The sequence below is a fragment of the Rothia sp. 110740021-2 genome (assembly GCF_054263775.1).
The window spans coordinates 238,961-260,953 of sequence record NZ_JBSZFE010000002.1 but is presented as its reverse complement, the minus strand read 5'-3'; the positions used below and the strand labels follow the sequence as shown (position 1 = coordinate 260,953).

At 57.7% G+C, this 21,993-nt stretch carries 17 protein-coding genes and 1 tRNA gene; 17 read left to right on the top strand and 1 reads right to left on the bottom strand.

The window, feature by feature from the left end; all coding sequences use genetic code 11:
- Positions 1-219 precede the first annotated feature (219 nt).
- From sdhC to ACUXHH_RS06985, 15 genes are all read left to right on the top strand, one after another.
- On the top strand, positions 220-678 hold the full coding sequence (sdhC, locus tag ACUXHH_RS07055; RefSeq protein WP_279741737.1) for a succinate dehydrogenase, cytochrome b556 subunit: 459 nt from the start codon (positions 220-222) through the stop codon (positions 676-678).
- 3 nt (positions 679-681) lie between these two features.
- On the top strand, positions 682-1,167 hold the full coding sequence (locus ACUXHH_RS07050; protein ID WP_279741738.1) for a succinate dehydrogenase hydrophobic membrane anchor subunit: 486 nt from the start codon (positions 682-684) through the stop codon (positions 1,165-1,167).
- A gap of 51 nt (positions 1,168-1,218) precedes the next feature.
- Positions 1,219-2,982: a succinate dehydrogenase flavoprotein subunit gene (gene sdhA / locus ACUXHH_RS07045; protein WP_279741739.1), complete on the top strand. Its 1,764-nt coding sequence runs from the start codon at positions 1,219-1,221 to the stop codon at positions 2,980-2,982.
- A 1-nt stretch (position 2,983) separates the two neighbouring features.
- On the top strand, positions 2,984-3,772 hold the full coding sequence (locus ACUXHH_RS07040) for a succinate dehydrogenase iron-sulfur subunit (protein ID WP_279741741.1): 789 nt from the start codon (positions 2,984-2,986) through the stop codon (positions 3,770-3,772).
- A gap of 244 nt (positions 3,773-4,016) precedes the next feature.
- Positions 4,017-5,267 (top strand): amidohydrolase, encoded by a 1,251-nt coding sequence (locus ACUXHH_RS07035; protein WP_279789349.1) that lies wholly within the window; start codon positions 4,017-4,019, stop codon positions 5,265-5,267.
- A 247-nt stretch (positions 5,268-5,514) separates the two neighbouring features.
- The gene (locus ACUXHH_RS07030) at positions 5,515-8,736 is read left to right on the top strand and encodes an ornithinee aminotransferase (RefSeq protein ID WP_458391119.1); all 3,222 of its coding nucleotides are present in this window, start codon (positions 5,515-5,517) and stop codon (positions 8,734-8,736) included.
- Between the two features lie 96 nt (positions 8,737-8,832).
- Positions 8,833-9,576 carry a MazG nucleotide pyrophosphohydrolase domain-containing protein gene (locus ACUXHH_RS07025; RefSeq protein WP_105360889.1) on the top strand — a complete coding sequence of 248 codons (744 nt, stop codon included), beginning with the start codon at positions 8,833-8,835 and terminating at the stop codon, positions 9,574-9,576.
- A gap of 318 nt (positions 9,577-9,894) precedes the next feature.
- Positions 9,895-11,175: a phosphopyruvate hydratase gene (gene eno / locus ACUXHH_RS07020; RefSeq protein ID WP_458391118.1), complete on the top strand. Its 1,281-nt coding sequence runs from the start codon at positions 9,895-9,897 to the stop codon at positions 11,173-11,175.
- 177 nt (positions 11,176-11,352) lie between these two features.
- The gene (locus tag ACUXHH_RS07015; protein WP_070686228.1) at positions 11,353-12,264 is read left to right on the top strand and encodes a beta-1,6-N-acetylglucosaminyltransferase; all 912 of its coding nucleotides are present in this window, start codon (positions 11,353-11,355) and stop codon (positions 12,262-12,264) included.
- 252 nt (positions 12,265-12,516) lie between these two features.
- Complete coding sequence (locus tag ACUXHH_RS07010; protein WP_314079636.1) at positions 12,517-13,161, top strand: septum formation initiator family protein; 645 nt, start codon at positions 12,517-12,519, stop codon at positions 13,159-13,161.
- 85 nt (positions 13,162-13,246) lie between these two features.
- Positions 13,247-13,846 carry a DUF501 domain-containing protein gene (locus ACUXHH_RS07005; protein ID WP_458391117.1) on the top strand — a complete coding sequence of 200 codons (600 nt, stop codon included), beginning with the start codon at positions 13,247-13,249 and terminating at the stop codon, positions 13,844-13,846.
- 152 nt (positions 13,847-13,998) lie between these two features.
- Complete coding sequence (locus ACUXHH_RS07000) at positions 13,999-14,955, top strand: Ppx/GppA phosphatase family protein (protein WP_458391116.1); 957 nt, start codon at positions 13,999-14,001, stop codon at positions 14,953-14,955.
- A gap of 63 nt (positions 14,956-15,018) precedes the next feature.
- Positions 15,019-16,641 carry a S8 family peptidase gene (locus tag ACUXHH_RS06995; protein ID WP_458391115.1) on the top strand — a complete coding sequence of 541 codons (1,623 nt, stop codon included), beginning with the start codon at positions 15,019-15,021 and terminating at the stop codon, positions 16,639-16,641.
- Positions 16,642-17,137: 496 nt separating this feature from the next.
- Positions 17,138-18,523: an NAD(P)/FAD-dependent oxidoreductase gene (locus tag ACUXHH_RS06990; protein WP_279789363.1), complete on the top strand. Its 1,386-nt coding sequence runs from the start codon at positions 17,138-17,140 to the stop codon at positions 18,521-18,523.
- Positions 18,524-18,796: 273 nt separating this feature from the next.
- Positions 18,797-18,870 (top strand) — tRNA-Leu (locus tag ACUXHH_RS06985).
- Between the two features lie 303 nt (positions 18,871-19,173).
- Here the strand turns inward: ACUXHH_RS06985 and ACUXHH_RS06980 are convergent.
- The gene (locus tag ACUXHH_RS06980) at positions 19,174-19,587 is read right to left on the bottom strand and encodes a DoxX family protein (RefSeq protein ID WP_279754284.1); all 414 of its coding nucleotides are present in this window, start codon (positions 19,585-19,587) and stop codon (positions 19,174-19,176) included.
- Positions 19,588-19,851: 264 nt separating this feature from the next.
- On the opposite strand from ACUXHH_RS06980, the gene ACUXHH_RS06975 reads away from it, so the two are divergent.
- Together ACUXHH_RS06975 and ACUXHH_RS06970 are read left to right on the top strand one after the other, a co-directional pair.
- Complete coding sequence (locus tag ACUXHH_RS06975) at positions 19,852-20,736, top strand: HAD family hydrolase (RefSeq protein WP_458391114.1); 885 nt, start codon at positions 19,852-19,854, stop codon at positions 20,734-20,736.
- A 197-nt stretch (positions 20,737-20,933) separates the two neighbouring features.
- A complete protein-coding gene (locus tag ACUXHH_RS06970) occupies positions 20,934-21,836 on the top strand; it encodes a Bax inhibitor-1/YccA family protein (protein WP_279741761.1) in 903 nt (300 codons plus the stop codon).
- Positions 21,837-21,993: the final 157 nt, after the last annotated feature.

Genomic DNA, 21,993 nt, shown 5'->3' with positions numbered 1-21,993 from the left:
GGAGTAGACGGTATCGCAAGAAAAATATGCCCTAATTCACTTTTAGAAGCTGTAAAAAAACCCCGAACAGGGTGTCAATAAGCTGTGAATTTACCTGATATCTTGGAAGTAACAGACGAACAAAAGCAGTCGGTGAGCACACAGCTGTGCCTGGAAGCTGGGGTCTAAAATTGCGGCACCAGAACCCAGACGCTCACCGTCGCAGCAGGAGGTTATTCAGTGTTGAATGGTTCTAAAGGAACCCTTTACCGCGGCCGCTGGGGCATGTGGTCCTGGGTTGCTCATCGCATTACCGGTATCGCGATTTTCTTCTTCCTTCTTGTACATATCCTGGATACTGCCGTCGTGCGTATCTCTCCGGAGGCCTACAATGGCGTACTGAGCCTGTACAAGAACCCCATCATGGGTCTGGGTGAAACCGCCCTTGTCGCCGCCATCGTCTACCACGCGTTCAACGGTATTCGTATTATCCTCATTGACTTCTGGAGTAAGGCAACCAACTCGCACGTGGAGCACATTCAGGCGAAGAACAAGGACGGCAACGTCGAAATCAGCCAGAAGGCAACCTACACGCACATCAAGATTCTTTGGGTTGTGCTTTTCCTCTGGGCAATTACCGTTGCTGGCTTCGCCGCACGCCACCTGCCGATCGTTTTCTCGCACATGGGAGGTCACTAAACAATGGCTACTCCGCTCAAGCCCCGCACCTATGTACCCCGTCTGCGTGATAACCGCATCGACGGCGTAAAATACAACCGCTCCTCCTCCAAGCGCAATAACTTTGAGATGTTCGCTTGGCTCGGTATGCGCCTGTCCGGCATCGTACTCGTCGTGCTAATTTTCGGCCACCTCTTCTCCAACCTCATGGTCGGTGACGGCATCCACGCCATCGACTTCGGCTTCGTGGGCGGTAAGTGGGCTAACCCCTTCTGGCAGGTCTGGGATCTGTTGCTGCTCTGGCTGGCTATGCTGCACGGTGCAAACGGCATCCGAGTCATCATTGATGACTACGCTGAGAAGGACCGCCTGCGCGTTTGGCTGAAGGTTATCCTTTTCGCAGCATGCGCATTCGTCCTGCTGGTTGGTACCCTCACCATCTTCGCGTTCGATCCCTGCCCCTCCGGCGCAGCGGCTGAACTGCTCCCCAGCTTCTGCTCGGCACGCTAACGGCGACGTATTCGAGACAAACGAAAACATCTAAAACACAGAAAGAACATCATGCAGGTACATAAGTACGATGTAGTGATCGTCGGTGCCGGTGGCGCAGGTATGCGTGCCGCCATTGAGGCCGGCCAGCGAGTTCGCACCGCGGTACTGACCAAGCTATACCCCACCCGCTCCCACACCGGCGCAGCACAGGGTGGCATGTGCGCAGCTCTGGCTAACGTTGAAGAGGACAACTGGGAGTGGCACACCTTTGACACCGTTAAGGGCGGCGACTACCTGGTTGACCAGGACGCAGCAGAAATCATGGCTAAGGAAGCTATTGACGCTGTGCTCGACCTGGAAAAGATGGGTCTTCCCTTCAACCGAACCCCCGAAGGCCGCATTGACCAGCGCCGCTTCGGCGGTCACACCCGTGACCACGGTAAGGCTGCTGTGCGCCGCGCGTGCTACGCAGCTGACCGTACCGGCCACATGATTCTGCAGACCCTCTACCAGAACTGCGTTCGCCACAATGTGGAGTTCTACAACGAGTTCTACGTTCTCGACCTAATCCTGGTCAAGGACGAAGAGGGTAAGCCCCGCCCTGCTGGCGTCGTCTCCTACGACCTGGCAACCGGCGAGGTCCACGTCTTCCAGGCTAAGTCCGTAATTTTCGCATCCGGCGGCTGTGGCAAGATTTTCAAGACCACCTCCAACGCACACACCCTCACCGGTGACGGCATGGCTATCGCACTGCGTGCAGGCCTGCCCCTGGAGGACATGGAATTCGTTCAGTTCCACCCGACCGGCCTGGCTGGCCTGGGCATTCTCGTCACCGAGGGTGCTCGTGGTGAAGGCGGTATTCTCCGTAACGCTGACGGTGAGCGCTTCATGGAGCGCTACGCACCCACCATTAAGGACCTCGCACCCCGCGATATCGTGGCACGTGCAATGGCAAACGAGGTGCGTGAAGGCCGCGGCTGCGGTCCTCACAAGGACTACGTGCTGCTGGATCTGACCCACCTGGAGCCTTCGCACATCGATGAGAAGTTACCGGACATCACCGAGTTCGCTCGTACCTACCTGGCAGTGGAACCGCACCACCAGCCCATCCCGGTGTTCCCCACCGCGCACTACGCAATGGGCGGTATCCCCACCAACAACGAGACCGAGGTCTACCGCAACAGCGAAGAGACCATCCCCGGTCTCTACGCAGCTGGTGAGGTTGCTTGTGTGTCCGTCCACGGTGCAAACCGTCTGGGTACCAACTCCTTGCTGGACATCAACGTGTTCGGTAAGCGTGCAGGTCGCAAGGCAGCAGAGTACGCAGCATCCGCTGAGTTTGTACCCGTTCCGGACGATGCAGCAGATCGCGTTCTCAATATGCTCAACGGCATCCTCGAGGGCAAGGGCACCGAGAAGGTCGGCGCTATCCGTGCAGACCTGCAGAAGGCTATGGAAGCTGACATGCAGGTGTTCCGTACCGATGAGACCATCCGCGCAGCACTGGCAACCATCGCTGAACTGGAAGAGCGTTACCAGAACATCTCCATCCAGGACAAGGGTAAGCGCTTCAACCTCGACCTGCTCGAGGCTGTTGAGCTCGGCTTCCTGATTGAGCTGGCAAAGGTCATGTCCGTTGGCGCACTGCACCGTAAGGAATCCCGTGGTGGTCACTACCGCGAGGACTTCCCTAAGCGTGACGACGTCAACTTCATGAAGCACTCGATGGTCTACCTCGACCCCGAATCCGAGTTTGAGGGTGTCAAGGGCCTGCGATTCGAAACCAAGCCCGTTGTCTACACCCGCTACGAGCCGAAGGAGCGTAAGTACTAAAATGGCTGAAAACGAACTCCCCGAACCGGAATCCGTCAAGCTGTTTGAGGGTATGGCCGGCGGCGACTCCGATTCCATCCCCACGTACGATGTGGTCATCAAGATTCGTCGCTACAATCCGGAAGTTTCCTCCGAGGCGTACTGGGATGAATTCCCGCTGACCATGTACCGCACCGACCGCGTGCTGGATGCTCTGCACAAGATCAAGTGGGAGGTAGACGGCTCCGTCTCCTTCCGCCGCTCCTGTGCACACGGTATCTGTGGCTCAGACGCGATGCGCATCAACGGCCGTAACCGCCTGGCTTGCAAGACCCTGCTGAAGGACCTTGACCTGTCCAAGCCGATTACCGTTGAGCCTATCAAGGGTCTGCCCTGCGAAAAGGACCTCATCGTTGACATGGAGCCCTTCTTCCAGGCATACCGCGAAATCATGCCGTTCTTCATCAACGACTCGAATGAGCCTGAGCGTGAGCGCCTGCAGACCATTGAGGACCGTGCACGTTTCGATGACACCACCAAGTGCATCCTCTGTGCAGCATGTACCTCGTCCTGCCCGGTCTTCTGGACTGACGGTCAGTACTTCGGCCCCTCCGCTATCGTGAACGCACACCGCTTCATCTTCGACTCGCGCGATGATGCAGGCGACCTGCGTCTGGAGATCCTCAACGACAAGGAAGGCGTATGGCGTTGCCGTACCACCTTCAACTGCACCGAGGCTTGCCCCCGTGGCATCCAGATCACCAAGGCTATTGCCGAGGTGAAGCAGGCAATCCTGAGCCGCTCGCTCTAATCTGAGTACGCGGTATCAGCTGATACAGCATTGACGATTCAAGCCGTCACCCACACCGGGTGGCGGCTTGAATATTTTTAACAGAAAAGGACCTGCTTCAAATCGTGGGGCAGAGCATTGAACGGTGCTTCGGCGGGCAGGAGCACTCTTCACAATCTGTCATAAAGTCATAGATATTCTCGAGAGCTGTCAGAAAGAGGCAGCGGGTAGGTAAACCTTGGCGGGCGGCGTTATTCTACTGTGTATGGTTTTCGCTAATTCTCGCTACGATTTGTCCACCCCCGTCTTCGACGACTGGGTGGGGCGCATGATGGGTACCCTCGTGCAGTTCCGCCGCGAAGTGCACGCCAACCCGGAACTTTCCTTCCGCGAAATTGCAACCACTGAGCGCCTCATGAACCGACTGCGAGAAGCCGGCATGAACCCCGTCGCCTGCGAAGGCAACGGCTGCTACGTCGATATTGGAAGCGGCCCCTTCGCTGTGGCTCTGCGCGCCGATATTGATGCTCTGCCCATTGTTGAGCAGACCGGTCTGCCCTACGCTTCCACCGTCCCCGGCGTGATGCATGCCTGCGGTCACGATATTCACCAGACCGTTATGCTCGGTGTGGCGCTGGCACTGCACGAGCTGAACGAGAAGACCCCGCTGGGCCGTAGCGTCCGCATTCTCTTCCAGCCCGCTGAGGAGCAGCTTCCCGGCGGTGCCGTACAGATGATCGCTCAGGGTCTGCTCAAGGACATTCCGCGTGCTTTTGCTCTGCACTGCGATCCGAAGGTGGACCTGGGGCAGATTGGTACCCGCATCGGCGCGATTACCAGCGCATCTGACACCATCAAGATTCATCTGAGCGGTCACGGTGGCCATACTTCCCGCCCGCACCTGACAGAGGACCTCATCTACGCCATGAGCCAGATTGCTGTGCAGGTTCCCGCAGTCTTGACCCGCCGTACCGACGTGCGTTCGGGCGTGCTGGTCGCCTGGGGTCAGGTCAGTGCTGGTGTTGCTCCCAACGCTATCCCCGCCGAGGGCTACCTCGCAGGCACCATGCGTTGCCTAGATGTTGAGGTTTGGCGTCAGGCAGGCAACATGCTGGATGAAGTCATCGAACAGGTTGCTGTACCCTTCGGCGTGAAGGCGCGAGTGGAGCACATCCGCGGTGTGCCCCCGGTCGTCAATACCGACCTGGAAACCACTATGCTGGAGAACGCGGCTCGCGCCGAGCTGGGCGAAGACTCCATTGTGCTGGTTGAACAGTCCATGGGCGGCGAAGACTTCGCCTGGATGCTGCAGGAAGTTCCCGGCTCCATGTTCCGTCTGGGTACCCGTGCCCCCGGTGACCCCACCTATGATCTGCATCAGGGCGATTACGCCCCGAGTGAGCAGGCAATCGGTATCGGTGTGCGTGTTATGGCGGCAACCGCACTGCGCGCTGTCCGTTTTGAGTTGGCGAAGGCGGCGAAGGCGGCAAACCCCATCCGCGATGAGGCACGCTAAAGAGCTTTTGAAAGCTTATGCTGCAGTCTTGAAAGCGCAGCTCTATAACCGCGTTATGCCTTGAAAACTGTACAAGTTTCACCCCGTTACCTCTCACCGAGTAGCGGGGTGAAACTCTATGTACGCGATAGAATTAAAAGGATTATGAGGACATCTGCGTCATGTTCCCGCCCCCGTGCCCACACACCTGCGGAGGTTGAAGGAAATGGCGCATCATCACACGGCGCACGCCGGAGGAGGACACCCAATGAGCTTCTTTGGAATCGGCAAGAAGAAGTTGGATGAACAGTCGCGCGAAGAACAGAGCGCCGAAACTGCTAAGGTCCAGAAGGAACAGGCAAGCGAAGATGCTCCCAAGAACGCGCGACTGAGCCAGAAGATTATGGAACAGCAGCAGTGGGAGGACTCCCTGCGCCGCTTCGTGAAGTCTGAAAGCGCACGCCACCAGAACCACGACGAAGAGCAGAACGAAGAGCACCGCGTTGTTGAGGACCTCAAGCGTGCCCTCTTGCACGGCGATGAGAAGGTTGAAGAATCTTCCGCTGCTGATGAGCTGACTGAGGAACAGGAACGTCGTAGCATGTTGGCTGCGCTTGGTACTTTCCCCCAGGAATCTGAGGAGCCTGTTGAAGCTGAGCAGGTAGCTGAGGGCCAGGATGTTGAAGAAGACGCCGCCCCGGTTGCTGAGGCTGCTCAGCCCGCTACCCCCGCGTTCCTGCGCGATGACGAAGAAACCGAAGCTGAGGGCGCATCTGTCGAGGCTAAGGAATCATCATCGGCCGATGTCGAGGAACCGAAGGACGCAGCAGAGAACGCCCGTTCCCAGTTTGAGGAGCATCTGCGTGCTCTGCGTGCACAGAACACCGAAGTTACTGCTGCTGAGGTCGCTGAAGCGACTGCAAGTGAGGCAGAGGGAGGCGAAGAGCTTGAGGTTGTTGAGGCTGTTGGAGAGGCTGCCGACAACAAGTCCAAGAGCGATTATTCTGCATCTGAATCTGTAGCTGAGGACTCCTTGACCGTAGAAGACCTGAAGACTGCCCGCACCCGCGCAGCTGTCACCGAGGCGCAGAACGCCGGTTTGGATGATTTGGCTGCCGCCTACGCTGCTCGACTGGGCATTACCCTCGACAGCGATGAGGAGACTTTCGGCGAGGTCGCTTCCGATGAGGTAATCGCTGAAGAAGCTACTGCTGATACACCCGAAATTTTTGAGGTTGCTGAAACTGAAGAAACCGTTGACCTCACCGCTGCTTTAGCAGAAGATACAGAGCCTGTTACCGCCGCTGAGGAAGAGCAGATTGAGGCCGTCGTTGAGGCGCCCGAGTTGCTGGCATCTGAACTTACTGAGGAAGAAAACAGCGCTGAGGAGCCCGTTGAGAGTGCTGTAACCCTGCCCGTTCCACCCAAGGAACGCGCTCTCTACAGCCTGACGGAGCTCATGCACACCCGCGGTTCGGGCACCATGAGCCTGGAACTGCGCCATGTTGATGAGGATATGCACTACCGTCTGCTGCACCGCGGCCGTGAAGTTGAAACCGGCATTGTCGTGCCCGGCGTTGACTGGTTCGCACCCGTTGCCGCGCTGTACACCGAGGCTCAGCAGGCAGGCGCAACCTGGAACCGCGCGGCTGTTTCTCTGAAGCCTCATCTGGGCGACGGCCTGGAGGTTCACGCATCCTACCTGAGCGCTGCGGACGGTCAGACTATCAGTGAAAGCTTCCTGCTGGAAGGCTCCGCTGTCGAGGCTAAATCCGTTGCGACCGCTGAGGCTACCTCGCAGGATGAGCCTCAGGAAGCTGCTGTTCAGAGCGTTGACTCGGTTGAGGCTGAACGTGAAGCTATTGAGCGTAAGCTTGAGGCGGAGCGCGCCGAGAAGCAGGCTGCGAACGAGGCTGAGGCTACTGTTGAAGTCGCTGAAGAGCCTGTAATTGAGGCTGCTGAAGAGGATATCTCTTCGGGTCTGCTGACCGCCGCTGGTCTTGCTGCTGCGGCTGGTTCTGCCGTCGCTGCTTCTGTGCAGGAGAAGGAAGACGCAGAGGAAGCTGTTGAAGCTTCTGACGAGCCTGCCCAGACTGAGTTTGCGCCGGTTGAAGCTGACTTTGAGTATGACTACGAGAATGACCCTGTCATTGGCGCGGCTACCGTAGAATCCGAAACTGAGCAGGCTGAAGAGCTCACCGCCGAACCATCTGAGATTTCTGAGGCCTCTGTCCACGAGTCTGATGAGTCTGGTGAAGATATGGAAGCTGCTCTGGCCGCCATCGTTGCCAACGCTCAGAAGAAGCTGAACACTGAGGATGCAGCAGCCCCCGCAGTTGCTGAGGAAACACCCGCTGAGGATGTTTCGGCTGAGGACGTTTCGGCTGTCGCCCCCCTGGCCGCAGAGTCCTTCACCGTGGACCGTACCCAGCCCGTTGAAGAAGCTGCAGAAGAACCGGCCGTAGAGCAGACCGAAGAGCCCGCCCTGCCCGCGTTCCTGGACGATTCTGAACTGCTGCCTGAGCCCGAGGCCTCCGTTGCATCTGCTGAAGCGTACGCTGAGGAACCTGCCCTCGAAAATGTTGAGTCTGCCGCTGAGAGTGCATCTGTGGCTCCCGGCTTGGCTGGTGCTCTTGCTGCAGCTGCCGCAGTGGGTACCGCCGGTGCTGCTGCGAAGGCTACCGAGGCAAAGGCTGCTGGCGTTCAGGAAGAGCCCGCTGAGAAGGTTGCTGAGCTCAAGACCGTTGAGGTGACCCCCGCAGCCAAGATTGCTGAGGCTCCCGCAACGGTTGCATCCGCCTCCGAGGCCACCGCTCAGGCTACCCCTGCAGCACCGGTTGCAGATGCGGCACCCGCTGTGGGGACCATCCCGGTTGCCCTGCAGGAGAGCACCCCGGCAGGTATCTCCTCCAGCATCTCGGCATCCGCGCTAAGCGAGCACAACCAGTTGCCCACCATCGTGGCTGAGCCGGACACCCCCTCCGTGGCGGTACAGAGCCCGCTGGCTCCCTCGGAGACTCAGCTGGCATCCGGCAATCTGGTGCTGACTCAGACTCAGGTCGCTCAGCGTCTGGCACCGGTCGTCGAGCATCTCTTCGGTGAGAACGGCACCGCAAAGGATGCCACCACCGTGCTGATTCGTGTGCGTGCTCTCGGCTCCTATTACGATGCCCTAACCCACGTGCGCCGCAACGGCTTCTGGGAGCAAGTCCGTACTTTCGAGCTGATTCCTGAGACGCTGCTGGATATCCCGGCACTAAAGACTGACTCGTACAGCGAGGGTGAGGGCTCGCCGCTAGCTATGAGCCTGACCTTCACCCCGGGTGTGCCAGTTCAGGCGGCATTCGATTATGCGAATGAGCAGGCGTTTGTTACCTACCCGCGTCCGCTGGATGCTGAGCGTTATGTCGAGGAGCTGCGTATGTTCCCGCGTCTGGGTTCGAAGATCCCGGCTCATATGACGAGTGCGCTTTCGCACTGGAACCTCTAACCCCGTGTAAAGTGCGGCGCGCCGGCTCTCCGTGTGGGGGTCGGCGCGGCGTGCTATGTTTGTCTTTTTTCGATGAGGAAGGTTGTTATGGCTGAGATTCCTGGTACTCCTAATCCTGAGACTTCTGCGGCGCAGAATATTCATGACACTGCTGCCCGTGCCGCTGAGGTCTTCGGTGCCCTGGTGGAAACTATGGCGCTGCTGCGCGCCCCGGGTGGTTGCCCGTGGGACGCTGAGCAGACTCACGTCTCCCTCATCCGCTACCTGGTGGAGGAAACCTACGAGGTTGTTGAGGCCGTAGAAACCGGTGGTGAGCCTAATATGCCGTTGCTGTGCGAAGAGCTGGGTGACGTGCTGCTGCAGGTGGTGTTCCACTCCGATATTGCTGCGGCGAACCCGCAGGGCTTCGATATTGTGCAGGTCGTTGAAGGTCTGGTGCAGAAGCTTCGTTCGCGCCACCCGGATGTGTTCGAGGCTGGGTCTGGGGGTTCTTCGGAGGCGCCCCGTACCGCGGCTGAACAGCAGGCGGCCTGGGACGCGTTGAAGAAGAAGGAAAAGAGCGAGCGCGGCGCGTTGGATGGTGTGCCGCCGCATCTGCCGGCGCTTGCTATGGCGGAGAAGACTGCGTCGAAGGCACGTAAGGCAGGTATTATTTTGCCGCCGGAGCCGACGAGCATGGATGATGACCTGCGCTATATGCACACTGAGGAGGAGTTCGGTGAGTTGCTGTTTGCGTTGGTGAGCCGTGCTCAGCGTAACGGCCTGGATGCTGAGCGCGCCCTGCGTTCGTACACTCGCCGCTATATTGCTCAGCATACTCATGATGAGCCGAGCTACTAGACACGCTGGTCGAGTTCTTCTCGAGGTGCTTTGAAACCTGTCCTCTGAGGGAATAAGAGGTTTCAAAGCACCTTCTATTTGTTTGGGCTCATGTTGTGCTTTGAGCGGGTACCCACACTCTCTTTCTGTGGGGAAGCGTAGGTCTTGTTCCGCTTTGTAGCGCACGACTAATGGTTATTGAGACCTTCATTAAGGCAGCAAAAAAGCGGTGGCAACTAGTGTGTTTGTGTGGGACTTTTGCTAAAATTTAGGGGACGCGACTTGTCCACTACCGGGTGAGCCGTTCACATCCTTGACATCCCAAAAGGAGAACAATTCATGGCTGTTATTACCGCAGTTCACGCACGCCAGATCCTGGATTCCCGTGGCAACCCGACCGTTGAGGTTGAGGTTCTGCTCGAAGACGGTGCTTTCGCACGCGCAGCTGTGCCCTCGGGCGCATCCACCGGTGAGTGGGAAGCTGTTGAGCGCCGCGATGGCGACAAGTCCGTATACCTGGGCAAGGGTGTTCTGGGCGCAGTGAAGTCTGTTATCGAAGAAATCGCTGAAGAGGTCATCGGCATTGAGGCTTCTGACCAGCGCGCTGTTGACGCAGTCATGATTGCTCTGGATGCAACCAACAACAAGGGCAAGCTGGGCGCAAACGCAATCCTGGGTGTCTCTCTGGCTGTTGCTAAGGCCGCTGCTGAGTCTGCTGACCTGCCCCTGTACAAGTACCTCGGCGGCCCGAACGCTCACGTTCTGCCCGTCCCCATGATGAACATCCTCAACGGTGGTTCTCACGCAGACTCCAACGTTGACATTCAGGAGTTCATGATTGCTCCCATCGGCTTCGACAACTACTCTGACGCTCTGCGCGCAGGTGTTGAGGTTTACCACTCCCTGAGGTCCGTGCTGCACGACCGCGGTCTGGCAACCGGCCTGGGCGACGAGGGTGGCTTCGCACCCAACCTGGAGTCCAACGCAGCCGCACTGGACCTGATTGTTGAGGCAATCGAGAAGGCTGGCTACAAGCCGGGCGAGCAGGTTGCACTGGCACTGGACGTTGCATCTTCCGAGTTCTACAACGACGGCGCATACGAGTTCGAGGGCCAGAAGAAGTCCGCAGCTGAGATGAGCGCATACTACGCTGACCTCGTTGCAAAGTACCCCCTGGTTTCCATCGAGGATCCCCTGGATGAGAACGACTGGGAGGGCTACAAGACCCTGACCGAGCAGATTGGTGATAAGGTCCAGATCGTTGGCGACGACCTGTTCGTGACCAACCCCGAGCGCCTGGCTCGCGGTATCGAAGAGGGCGCAGCTAACGCTCTGCTCGTGAAGGTGAACCAGATTGGTTCGCTGACCGAGACCCTCGACGCAATGGAGCTAGCACAGCGCCACGAGTACCGTTGCATGGTTTCTCACCGCTCCGGTGAGACCGAGGACGTCACCATCGCTGACCTGGCTGTTGCAACCAACGCTGGCCAGATCAAGACCGGTGCTCCCGCACGTTCCGAGCGCGTTGCTAAGTACAACCAGCTGCTGCGCATTGAGGAAGAGCTGGGCGAGGCAGCTGTTTACGCTGGCAAGTCAGCATTCCCCCGTTTCAAGGCATAATGACGCTTGAAAGCTTATAAGGGGATGCTCTGCTGAACTTCCCTGAACAGGCCGGGTCGATTCCGATACATCATGAGCTAATTCATCACGTCATGTATTGTGGGTCGGCCCGGTTTTTCCTTGTCAGCGCCATATAATCAGCCATATACGTTCACTCACGCATCACATAGGAAAATCATGACTGTCTGCTATCTCATCCTCGCCCATAAGTACCCGGAGCAGTTTAAGAAAATTGCTCGACATATTCTGAATTCTGGTGGGGTATGCGTTGCCCACATTGATAAGAAGGCCAATCTTGACGACTTCTACGTCGAGGGTGTGTCTTACGTTCGTGAGCGTGAGAACGTGCGTTGGGCCGGTTACTCTGCGGTGAAGGCAACTCAAAAAATGCTTGCCCAGGCTTTAAAGGAGTATCCGGAGGCAACTCATTACGCATCTATTACGGGGCAGTGCTATCCTGTGCGTCCTCTTCGCGAATACGCTGATTTTCTTGCCCGGCCCGAAAATCTGGAGCGCTCCTGGGTAAGCTTCTACGCTCTGGCTCCCGGTATGCGAAACTACAAGCTGGTTCAGTACCGCGAATACAAAGACTTTGAAGGCCTGCTGCCTGAAGGGATTATCCGCAGGGGCGTACGCAAAGTGTATTACAAGATTTCGAAGATGTTCCCCCGCAAGAATTTGCCCGTCCAGTTTTATCAGGGCTCGGCCTATTGGACGATTTCTCGTTCGGCTGCACTTCAGGTGATGGACTTTTTGAAAACTCCGAAGGGCCGAGAGGTTACCAAGATTTTCCGTTCTGCCCCTATGCCTGACGAGATGTGGATGCAGAGTGTACTCCTCAATACGCCCGCTCGTGAGAGTGTTGAGGCATGGGCAACCGATGGTCAGCTGGCACCGGGCACAAAGCATTCGGAGAACCACGCAAATCACCATTACATCGACTGGAGCGGGATGGGAGCTCACCCTGAGGTGCTCACCGAGAAAGATCTCCCTGTCATCCTAGAATCAGGAAAGTGGTTTACGCGTAAGGTTGAGCCCCAGGCATCTGCCCAGCTCATTGATGCTCTGGATGCCATCCAGCGCGGATAATGATGGGTTCTCCCCTTCAATTCAGGGGTGCTTTTAACGAGGGGCGACGCTATCTCCGTTGGGGGTAGCGTCGCTTTTTGCTCTACCTGGGTGGATGTCAGCACCCCACCCGAACACATAGCGAAAAAGCCCGAAGGTCTTTCAAAACGGCCCCGGAAGTAGCTCCAGAGGGAACGCTCAGGTGAGTGTACAAACCCGGGTAGAATATGAAGGAAGCGTTTAGCGGTACAGAACGGAACGAAGGATAGAGCAATGAGCCAGCGAGCAAACCAGCAGCCCCGGTCGCACTCAAAGAGTTCCACCGGACCCGCTCAGGGCACTGTCTCCTCCAATGCGCCCCGTGGTGCCGCGAAGCAAGCCCGCCCCTCCCTGGTGAAGAAGGTAAGCGCTCTTTTCTTCGGTGTGGGTTTGAACAGGCGTCACCCTGAGCGTGAACGTCAGGCTCAAGCTCGTCGTGAGGAGCGTGCCCGCCGCCGCGCCGCTGAGCAGCAGGGCCATGAAGAAGACGGATACGACGCCCCCGTGGCAGCTCACATGTTCTCTGGACGTAGCTTCCTCACTACTGTTGTGGTGGGTGTGATTGCGCTCGGTACCGCATACCCGGTGGTTACATACATTGAGCAGGACCGGGAAATCAAGCAGATCAACGCGCACATTTCTCAGCTACAGCAGGAGAACGCTCAGCTGAAGGCAGAACAGACCTGGTGGAATGACGAGAACTATGTTCGCCAGCAGGCACGCAGTCGTCTCTACTATGTGAACCCTGGCGATACCCCGTACGTTGTCACCGGCATTACCGAGGATTCTTCGAAGGCGGACGGTACTTCTGCGAACGCGAAGGACGCCCCTGAGGAAGCCTGGACCACGAAGGTTTGGAATTCTCTCGAGAAGAACTAGCCCCAGTCACCGGCAGGAACCCTGCCCCTGGAAAACACCCAGTATAAGCGGACGAGGCGACCCCTCGTTCCAGAAACTTAGGAATATGAGCACCGAAAACACTATTGAAGAGCTGAAAGCACGCACCCCCCGCGGCTTCGGCGTAACTGTTGAAACCCTGACCCCCACCGGGCAGGACATCCGTGTTCTCTCAGCACAACTGGGCCGCAGGGTCCGCGACGTGGTTGAGATCCCGGCACGTTGCGTGTGCGGTAACCCGCTCGTGGCTGCGACCGCGCCGCGCCTGAGTAACGGCACCCCCTTCCCGACCGTGTTCTACCTCGCGCATCCGGTGATTACCGCTGCGGCTTCCCGTCTGGAAGCGGGCGGCCTGATGTACGAGATGACCGACTCGCTGGCTGAGGACGCAGACCTAGCGGCACAGTACGCTGCCGCGCACGAAAACTACCTGGCTGAGCGTGAGCGAATCCGCCTGATCAGCGGTACCGAAGAGGTCCCGGAGATTGACGGTATCTCTGCCGGCGGTATGCCGACCCGTGTGAAGTGCCTGCACGCCGTTATCGGCCACACCCTGTCGGTGGGTTGCGGCGTGAACCCGATGGGTGACCGCGGCTTGGATGCTATCGCCGCGTGGTGGACCCCTGAGGTCTGCTCCTGTGACCCCGCATGGCGTGAAGAAGCCTAAATACTGATTCTGGTGCGCCCGCATCGTCTTGAGGACGGTGCGGGCGCATAATAGATAGAAGAAAGAGCGCCGAAAAGCGAAAATTTTTCGCCTGCGGCGCTCGCTGTGCCTTTGGCGCTGAATGTTTATTGAAGACCTGAAAGGAACACACCGTGCGCGTTGGTGCCATTGACTGCGGTACGAACTCTATTCGCCTGCTGATTGCTGATTCCATTACTGAGGTAGTGGACGGGGTTGAGAAGACCGTCCTGAAGGATGTTGTGCGTGAGATGCGCATTGTGCGTCTGGGTCAGGGTGTGGACGCGACCGGCTGGCTGGCGCAGGAAGCGCTGGACCGTACTTTCGGTGCGGCTCGTGAGTACGCGCAGTTGCTGAAGGAGCACGGCGCTGATTCGGTGCGTTTCGTGGCGACCAGCGCGACTCGCGATGCGGGTAACCGCCAGGTGTTCGTGGACGGTATCCGCGAGATTTTGGGTACTGAGCCTGAGGTCATTAGCGGTGATGAGGAAGCTGCACTGTCCTTTGCGGGTGCGGTGCGTGCTGTCGGTTACGGTGATGGCGACACTCTGGTGTTCGATCTGGGCGGCGGTTCGACTGAGTTCGTGCTCGGTGACGACGAGTCGGGCGTGAAGGCTTCCCGTAGTGTCAATATTGGTTGTGTGCGCTTGACTGAGCGTCACATGCTCAGCGCCCCGGCGACCGAGTCTCAGATTGCTCGCGTTGAGGCTGATACTGACGAGGCTCTCGATGTTGCGCGTAAGACGGTTCCCCTGCAGAATGCGCGCCGCGTGGTGGCAGTGGCTGGCACCGCGACCACTGTGGCTGCCGCTGCGCTGGGTCTGGACCGCTACGATTCTGAGGCTATTAACGCTCAGAGCTTCTCAGTAGAGACCGTTCAGAAGACTGCCCGCTGGTTGGCTTCGCTGAACCGTACCGAGCGTGAGGAGCTCGGTTACATGCACCCCGGTCGGGTGGATGTGATTGGTGCCGGCGCGACGATTTACGCCCGCATCCTGACCCGTCTGAACGAGATGACTGATGGCGCCGTGGATTCGGTGACCGTCAGTGAGCACGACATTCTGGACGGTATTGCTCTGTCCCAGCTGTAGGCGTGAGCGCTCGCGCCGTGAACCGATGGTGGTTCACGGCGCAGCTCAGCTTGAGGAGTTTTAATGTTTCATTCTGAGCGTCGGCGAGGTATGCCCCTGACTGGCTGGTCTCTTGTGCTGTTTTTCGCCTGTGTGTCTCGTGTATTTGGTGTGTGCGTCTCGGTTGGTTCTGACCGAGGCGCTACTCGCTGCATCCGTAAGGATGCAGCTTTGGGTGCCAGTGCCGCGTTGACTCTTCTGCCGTTGTGGATCCCGCTGGCGCCTGCCGCCTGGGCTACGGACCCGACTCCTTCCGCTTCTGCGTCGCCGAGCCCGAAGAGGGAGGTGACGGCGACTCCTTCGCCGTCGGGTACTGCGGTGCTGAAGACTTCTGCGACTCCGAGTCAGGGCACGTCGACTAAGAATGGTGATGATGTTCGTCAGCGTGAGTATTGGCTGAATGAGTACGGTATTACGTCCTTGTGGTCGCAGGCTACGGGTAAGGGTGTAACGGTTGCTGTGATTGATACGGGCGTGGACGGTACTCACCCGGATCTTGAGGGTAATGTTCTGCGCGGTTATGACGCTTCGGGCGTCGGTAGCGAGGACGGCTGGAAGGGCCTGGGCGCTGAGCCGATGCACGGCACGGAGGTCGCTTCTCTGATTGCCGGTCACGGTCACGATACGCAGGGTTATTCTGCGATTGCGGGTCAGCCGGGGAAGCCGACCGGTGTGATTGGTGTAGCTCCCGATGCGAAAATTCTGCCGATTTCGCTGAATATGGGTACGACCGGCGGTAAGAGCATTGATGAGCAGATCCCGGCGGCGGTGCGTTATGCGGTCGATAATGGGGCTCAGATTATTAACATGTCCATCGGCTCGAATAAGACGAGTTGGCCGCAGAGCTGGGATGAGGCGTTTGCCTACGCTGAGCAGAAAGGCGTGCTGATTGTCGCGGCTGCAGGTAACCGCGGTAGCGGCTTGACGCAGGTTGGTGCTCCGGCGACGATTCCTGGCGTGCTGACCGTGGGTGGTATTGACCGGAATAAGCAGGTTTCTGAGGGGTCGTCTACTCAGGGTATTTCGATTGCCGTGGTTGCTCCGAGTACCGATATGATTGCGGCTGCCCCGGGTAACGGGTACATGATTTGGTCTGGTTCTTCGGCTGCTGCCCCGCTGGTGACGGGTGTTGCAGCGTTGTTGAAGCAGAAGTATCCGAAAGAGTCGGCGGCTCAGTTGGCTCAGCGGTTAATTGCTTCGGCTGATGATGCTGGTGCGACGGGTCGTGACCCTTTGTATGGTTACGGTATTTTCAATCCGCAGGATGCGATGGCTCTAGCGTCACCTGCGGTGACGGCTAATCCCTTGGGTTCGATTTCTGAGTGGATTGCTGTGCACCGCAAGCAGCAGGTGAGCGTTCCGACTCCTAACGATGCTGCGCCAGTCCATGAGGAGGGTGAGAGCATTGTGAAGGCGGCTGCGCCGGATGCGCGTCGCCCTCCGGAGGATCGTGGCTGGTTGCCGCCGGTGATTTTGGCGGCGCTGGTGTTGTGGCTGACGATTATTACGGCTGGTTCGGTGCATCGTTTGCACAGGATGCATGTGAGCGCGGGGCAGGTTGCGCAGATGGCTCGTGCGGCGGCGCATCATCAGGGGTCTCACCGGGGTACTCGCCGGGGTACTCGCCGTGTGTCGAAGAAGTCTTAAGAAACTGCACGGAAGAGTGCTCGCCGGACCCCTCGTTAGCACTGTTTGATGACGTTTTTCTGTTGTACAGGGGCTTTTCTGTTCGCCTGGGGCTGACTTTTGAGTTGGCCCCAGGTTTTATTGTTTGGGATGGGATTTCTGGCGGGACAGGCAGTAGTAAACGAAAATATCGAACACACCGCACAAAAATTAGAAAGGGTATTTTTGACCGTAACCAGCATCAAGGGGTGAACCCAGTTCAGATGCGCAAAACTTTTAACTTAGGGTCAGCCCAAAAGGGGCCATAGGTGCGAAATTACCTAAACAAAGGCGTAAAATAGAAGACAACAGGTATGTGATAGACAGGCTCGTGCTGCTAGCCACTTCGCGTTGCGTAAGGACTTCCAGAGCGGGCCGCTTTGTTCGTCAGGGGAGCTTTCGGAACGAGCCGAAAGTTGCACATACCACCCTACCGGGGCTACCGAACCTCGGTACCTAAAGACTAGGAAGTAACAAAATGGCATTCACTAAGGTGGTACAGGACCGTCCTCGCGTCCTGATTGTCGGTGGCGGCTACGTCGGCTTCACCGTTGCTAAGAAGATCCAGAAGGCTATCAAGGAGACCGGTGGCGTTGTCACCATCGTTGAGCCGAACCCCTACATGACTTACCAGCCCTTCCTCCCCGAGGTTGCAGCAGGTTCAATGGAAGGCCGTAACGCAACTGTGCCGCTGCGCCAGCACCTGCGCGACACCGAGCTGATTCCGGGCCGTATTACCTCCGTCAACCATGCAAACCGCACCGCTATCGTGGAGCCCACCGACAACGGTGAGCCCTTCGAGCTGAAGTACGATGAGATTGTTCTGGGTGCAGGTGCTGTGACCCGTGCATTCCCGATTCCGGGTCTGGCAGAGGTTGCTATCGGTCTGAAGACTATTGAAGAGGCAGTTTCTGTTCGTAACTGGGTTCTGGATCGCATCGAGGTTGCATCCATGCTCAATGATGCTGAAGCACGTCGTCGTGCCCTGACCTTCGTCATTGTTGGTGGTGGCTTCGCTGGCGTTGAGACTATCTCCGAGCTCGAGGACATGGCACGCGTTGCTGTTGAGCGCAATGAGCGTCTCTCTGTTTCTGACCTGCACTTCGTCATGGTTGAGGCTGCACCGCGCATCATGCCCGAGGTTCCCGCAGACCGTGCAGAGAAGGTTGTTGCAGAGCTGCGTGCACGCGGCATCGAGATCCTGCTGAACACCTCCCTCTCCGACGCAACCGACGGTAACCTGCAGTTGATCAACATGGCTGACAAGTCCCCCGCAGGCGAGGTCAAGACCGACACCCTGATCTGGACCGCAGGCGTGGCAGCATCCCCGATGCTGAAGAACACCGACTTCCCGATCGACGAGCGTGGCCGCGTTCGCGTGAGCGCAGACCTGCGTGTTACCGGTGATGATGGCGTGCTCGAGGGTGCTTGGGCTGCAGGCGACAACGCGGCTGTTCCGGATCTTTCCGGTGGCGGCGTGGGCGGCTTCTGCGTTCCCAACGCTCAGCACGCTTCCCGCCAGGCTGTTGTTCTGGCTAAGAACCTGCTGGCTGCTCGCCGCGGCGAGCCCCTGACCGACTACTACCACGAGACTATTGGTGTTGTGGCAGGTCTGGGCCTGTGGAAGGGTGTTGCAAACTTCAAGGGTAAGACCATTGGCGGTCCGCTGGCGTGGATTATGCACCGCGGCTACCACGGCTCTGCAATCCCCACCACCGAGCGTACCGTTCGCGTGATGACCACCTGGGCTCTGAACCAGATTTTCGGTCGCGACACCTCCTCGATTCGCCACCAGCGTTCCCCGCGTCTGGCATTCCAGGAGGCAACCGGTACTGCACCGGCACGCCAGAAGGCAAAGCTCTAAAATAGCCTGACTTAGGGGTATTCCCCTGGGATAGCGCACTTGAGATAAAAAGCAATGGGTGGTGTGGAAGACTTTGGTCTTCCGCACCGCCCATTTTTGTGCCCGGGGGGGGGGGGAGGGGGAGTATCTGCTGTGTGCAGTCGCTCACCGGTATGTGCTGTTGCGATTTCTTGTAGTTAGAGCGTGGGGAACTCATTGAAATATGCTTCCGCTTAGGTGTGGGTGCGTTTTCGTGGAATAATAGGTATTCGTACCCCTAACTATGCGGGGTGCGCCCTCATAGTCCAATTGGCAGAGACAGAGGACTTAAAATCCTTGTGTTCTGGGTTCGAGTCCCAGTGGGGGCACTGCATAGAGACGCGTAGATGCGCGGTATAGAGATAAGCGGCGGCTCTTCCCGTAGGGGAGGAGCCGCCGCTTGCGTGTCTGGGGTTTTGTGGGGTTCAAAAAGGCGATGCCCCCGGACCAATGCTATCGGGGCATCGTGGAGTGGCGGTGCGGGCTGTCGCATTCCGCGCTCTCTCTTCACTGCGGGTAGATGCAGTCGTCCTCTGCCGGAATCAGGGCGGCCGGTGGTGAAGCCTGAGTGAACCTATCGGCAATTATCTGCCTTCGGGAATTGTGTGTGGAGGCAAGAAACGGTTCAAAGCTTACTTGCGGTGCGCGGTAATCAGTGCATCGATGGAGAACTTGCCTGCGCCGGTGAGAGTGAGGGCTGCTGCCACTGCGGCGAGGGTAAGGACGTATTCGTAACCGCCCTTAGATGCGGAGAAACCTGCTGGGAGGTGGACGAAGAAGAGTGCGCCGCTCATGGATATGACGGATGCGGCTGCCGCGATGCGGGTGCCTGCACCTAGGATAATCATGATGCCGCCGACTAGTTCGGTTACCATAGCGAAGTATGCTGCTGCGGCTGCCATGGGGATACTCATCTGCTCGAAGGAGGCGATGGTACCCGCGGGAGTCCATTCGAATGCTTTCTGGGTTCCGTGCATGATCATGACAAAGCCGAAGACGAGTCGGAGGATGAGCAGACCAGTGGATTTCGTGGTGTTGTTGTTCATGCCTTTAAGCTTGACAGGTAAAGTTTTACACTTCAAGTGAATTTAGCTCGTGGAGGGAAAAGGGTGCAAAAAGCAGTGAAAATGGGGCTAAAAAGTGACTTGCGCCCTAAAAATGGGGGTTTAGATGACGTTTTGTGACGGCGCTCAACTCTCAAGAACGCCCGCATACCATCTTTCGGAGCTGAAAAACATGAGACCCTAGAAGAGACACAGCCACAGATGCACCCCCGCCTGAATGGGGTAGCAGGGGCAGAAAGGCATCGCATGCAGACTAAACCCTCCATTATTGCTGTCGATATGGACGGCACATTCCTCACCGACTCCAAAACCTTTGACACCGAACGTTTCTCACGCATCCTGTCCCGCCTGCAGGCGCTGGGAATCCATTTTGTCGTGGCGAGCGGAAACACCTACGCCAAGCTACAGGACTATATGCGCGGCTTTGAGAACCAGGGCCTCATCTACATTGCAGAGAATGGTGCGTACCTGGCCGATGAGAGCGGTCAGCTTGCCGTGCATCCCTTTGAGGAAGAGGATGTACCGCGCATCATTGAAGTAGTCCAGGGGCTGAACCACATCGGTCTGCTGGTCTGCACCACCGAAGGTATCTACCTTCCCAAGGACCGTTGTGACCAGATTGTGCACATGATTCGCGGCTATTTTGAAGATACCGGTCAGGATCTTCCCGAAACCCTCACTCTGGAGGACTTTGCGGCGTTCTTCTTCCCTGGCTCGGTCATGGTTGACTCTATTGAAGATTTTGAGGGTGCACCCATTAAGTTCCCGCTGCTGACCCCGCCGAAGCAGACGCAGCAGCTGAGCATCTACCTGCGTGAGGCTCTTCCGCAGACCGTCACCCCGATGGTGAGTGGCTTCGGCGCCATTGACCTAGTGCGTACCGGTGTCAATAAGGCGACCGGTCTGAAGGACCTATGCGAGCGTCTGGATGCTGATCCGGCGGGCATTCTTGCCTTCGGTGACGGTGAGAACGACATGGAGATGCTCAGCTACGCAGGCTGGGGTGTTGCTATGTCTAACGCCCCGGAGATTGTGCGAGATGTTGCTGACGAGGTGATTGGTTCGAACGAGGAACAGGCCGTTCTGGAGTACCTGGAGCAACTCCTTGATTGTTTGGAAGCTTCGCAATAGACGCTTCACAAAGAGACGCGCAGAAGTGTTTGTCTGCGGGGCGGTGCGGACCTGGGTGAACCTCAGGTAAACACCGCCCTGAAATATTCTGGCAAGGTTGCTAGAAACCCTTGCTGGTAACGAACAGCACCCGTGAGCGCAGAATCTATCCGATAGAATTAACAGAATTAGTTTTGTACCCGTTTAAGGAGAGTATGATGGCAGGAAACCCGCTTCTGAATTCAATGACGAAGAATGTCACTCAGGGTGACTCTCGTTTCGGTCGCTTTGGTGCACAGCCTCAGCAGGCCAGCCAGCAGGCGCAGTACGGTCAGCAGCCCTATAATCAGCAGTATGGCCAGCCCCAGTACGGCCAGCAGGCACAGTACGGCCAGCCGTACGGTGAGGTTGAATACGGCGTAGCAGCCCCCACCTACTCGGAGCCCATCCCTGCTGGTGAGCGTCTGACTATGAACGATGTCATGGTGAAGACCGGCATCAACCTGGGCCTGGTCGCTGTCGGTGCCGCTGTTGCATGGTTCATGCCGGTGTTGCTGCTCCTGGGCATGATTGGCGGTCTAGTCCTGGGTCTGGTGAACTCCTTCAAGAAGAAGGTTTCCCCGATTCTGGTCATGACCTACGCGTTCATGGAAGGTCTGTTGCTCGGCGGCCTGTCCGCTGTTGTGGATATGCGCTACCCCGGCGTGGCTGTCCAGGCTGTTCTGGCAACCCTAGTGGTCGCAGGTACCACCCTGGCGCTGTTTGCGAACGGGAAGTTGCGCGCAACTCCTAAGCTCAACAAGATCTTCATGATCGGCGCTATTGGTTACCTTGTGTACGGCCTCATCTCGATCCTGGGTGCGGGTATCTTCGGTTCCGCACTGGGTAGTGTGAGCCTCTTCGGTATTCCCCTGGGTCTGATTGTTGGCCTGTTTGCTGTTGCGTTGGCAACCTACTCTCTGCTGCTGGACTTCACCACCACCTCTGAGGCTGTGGAGGCTGGCCTGCCCGAGCGTGAGTCCTGGCGTCTTGCATTCGGCCTGACCGCTTCTCTCGTCTGGTTGTACGTCGAGATTCTGCGTGTTCTCATGTACCTGGCAAGCATCTTTAGCAACGACTAAAGCTCGTTATGAGGCGGCGGTACCGTGATGGTGCCGCCGCCTTTGCCGCTTTACTTCCCCGATGTATCGAGGCGCAGGGGAGGGGCAACAACATCACCACATACTACCTCCGCTGGGGTAGCCGAAGCTGCCCCGCGCGGGCGCGATACCGATAACG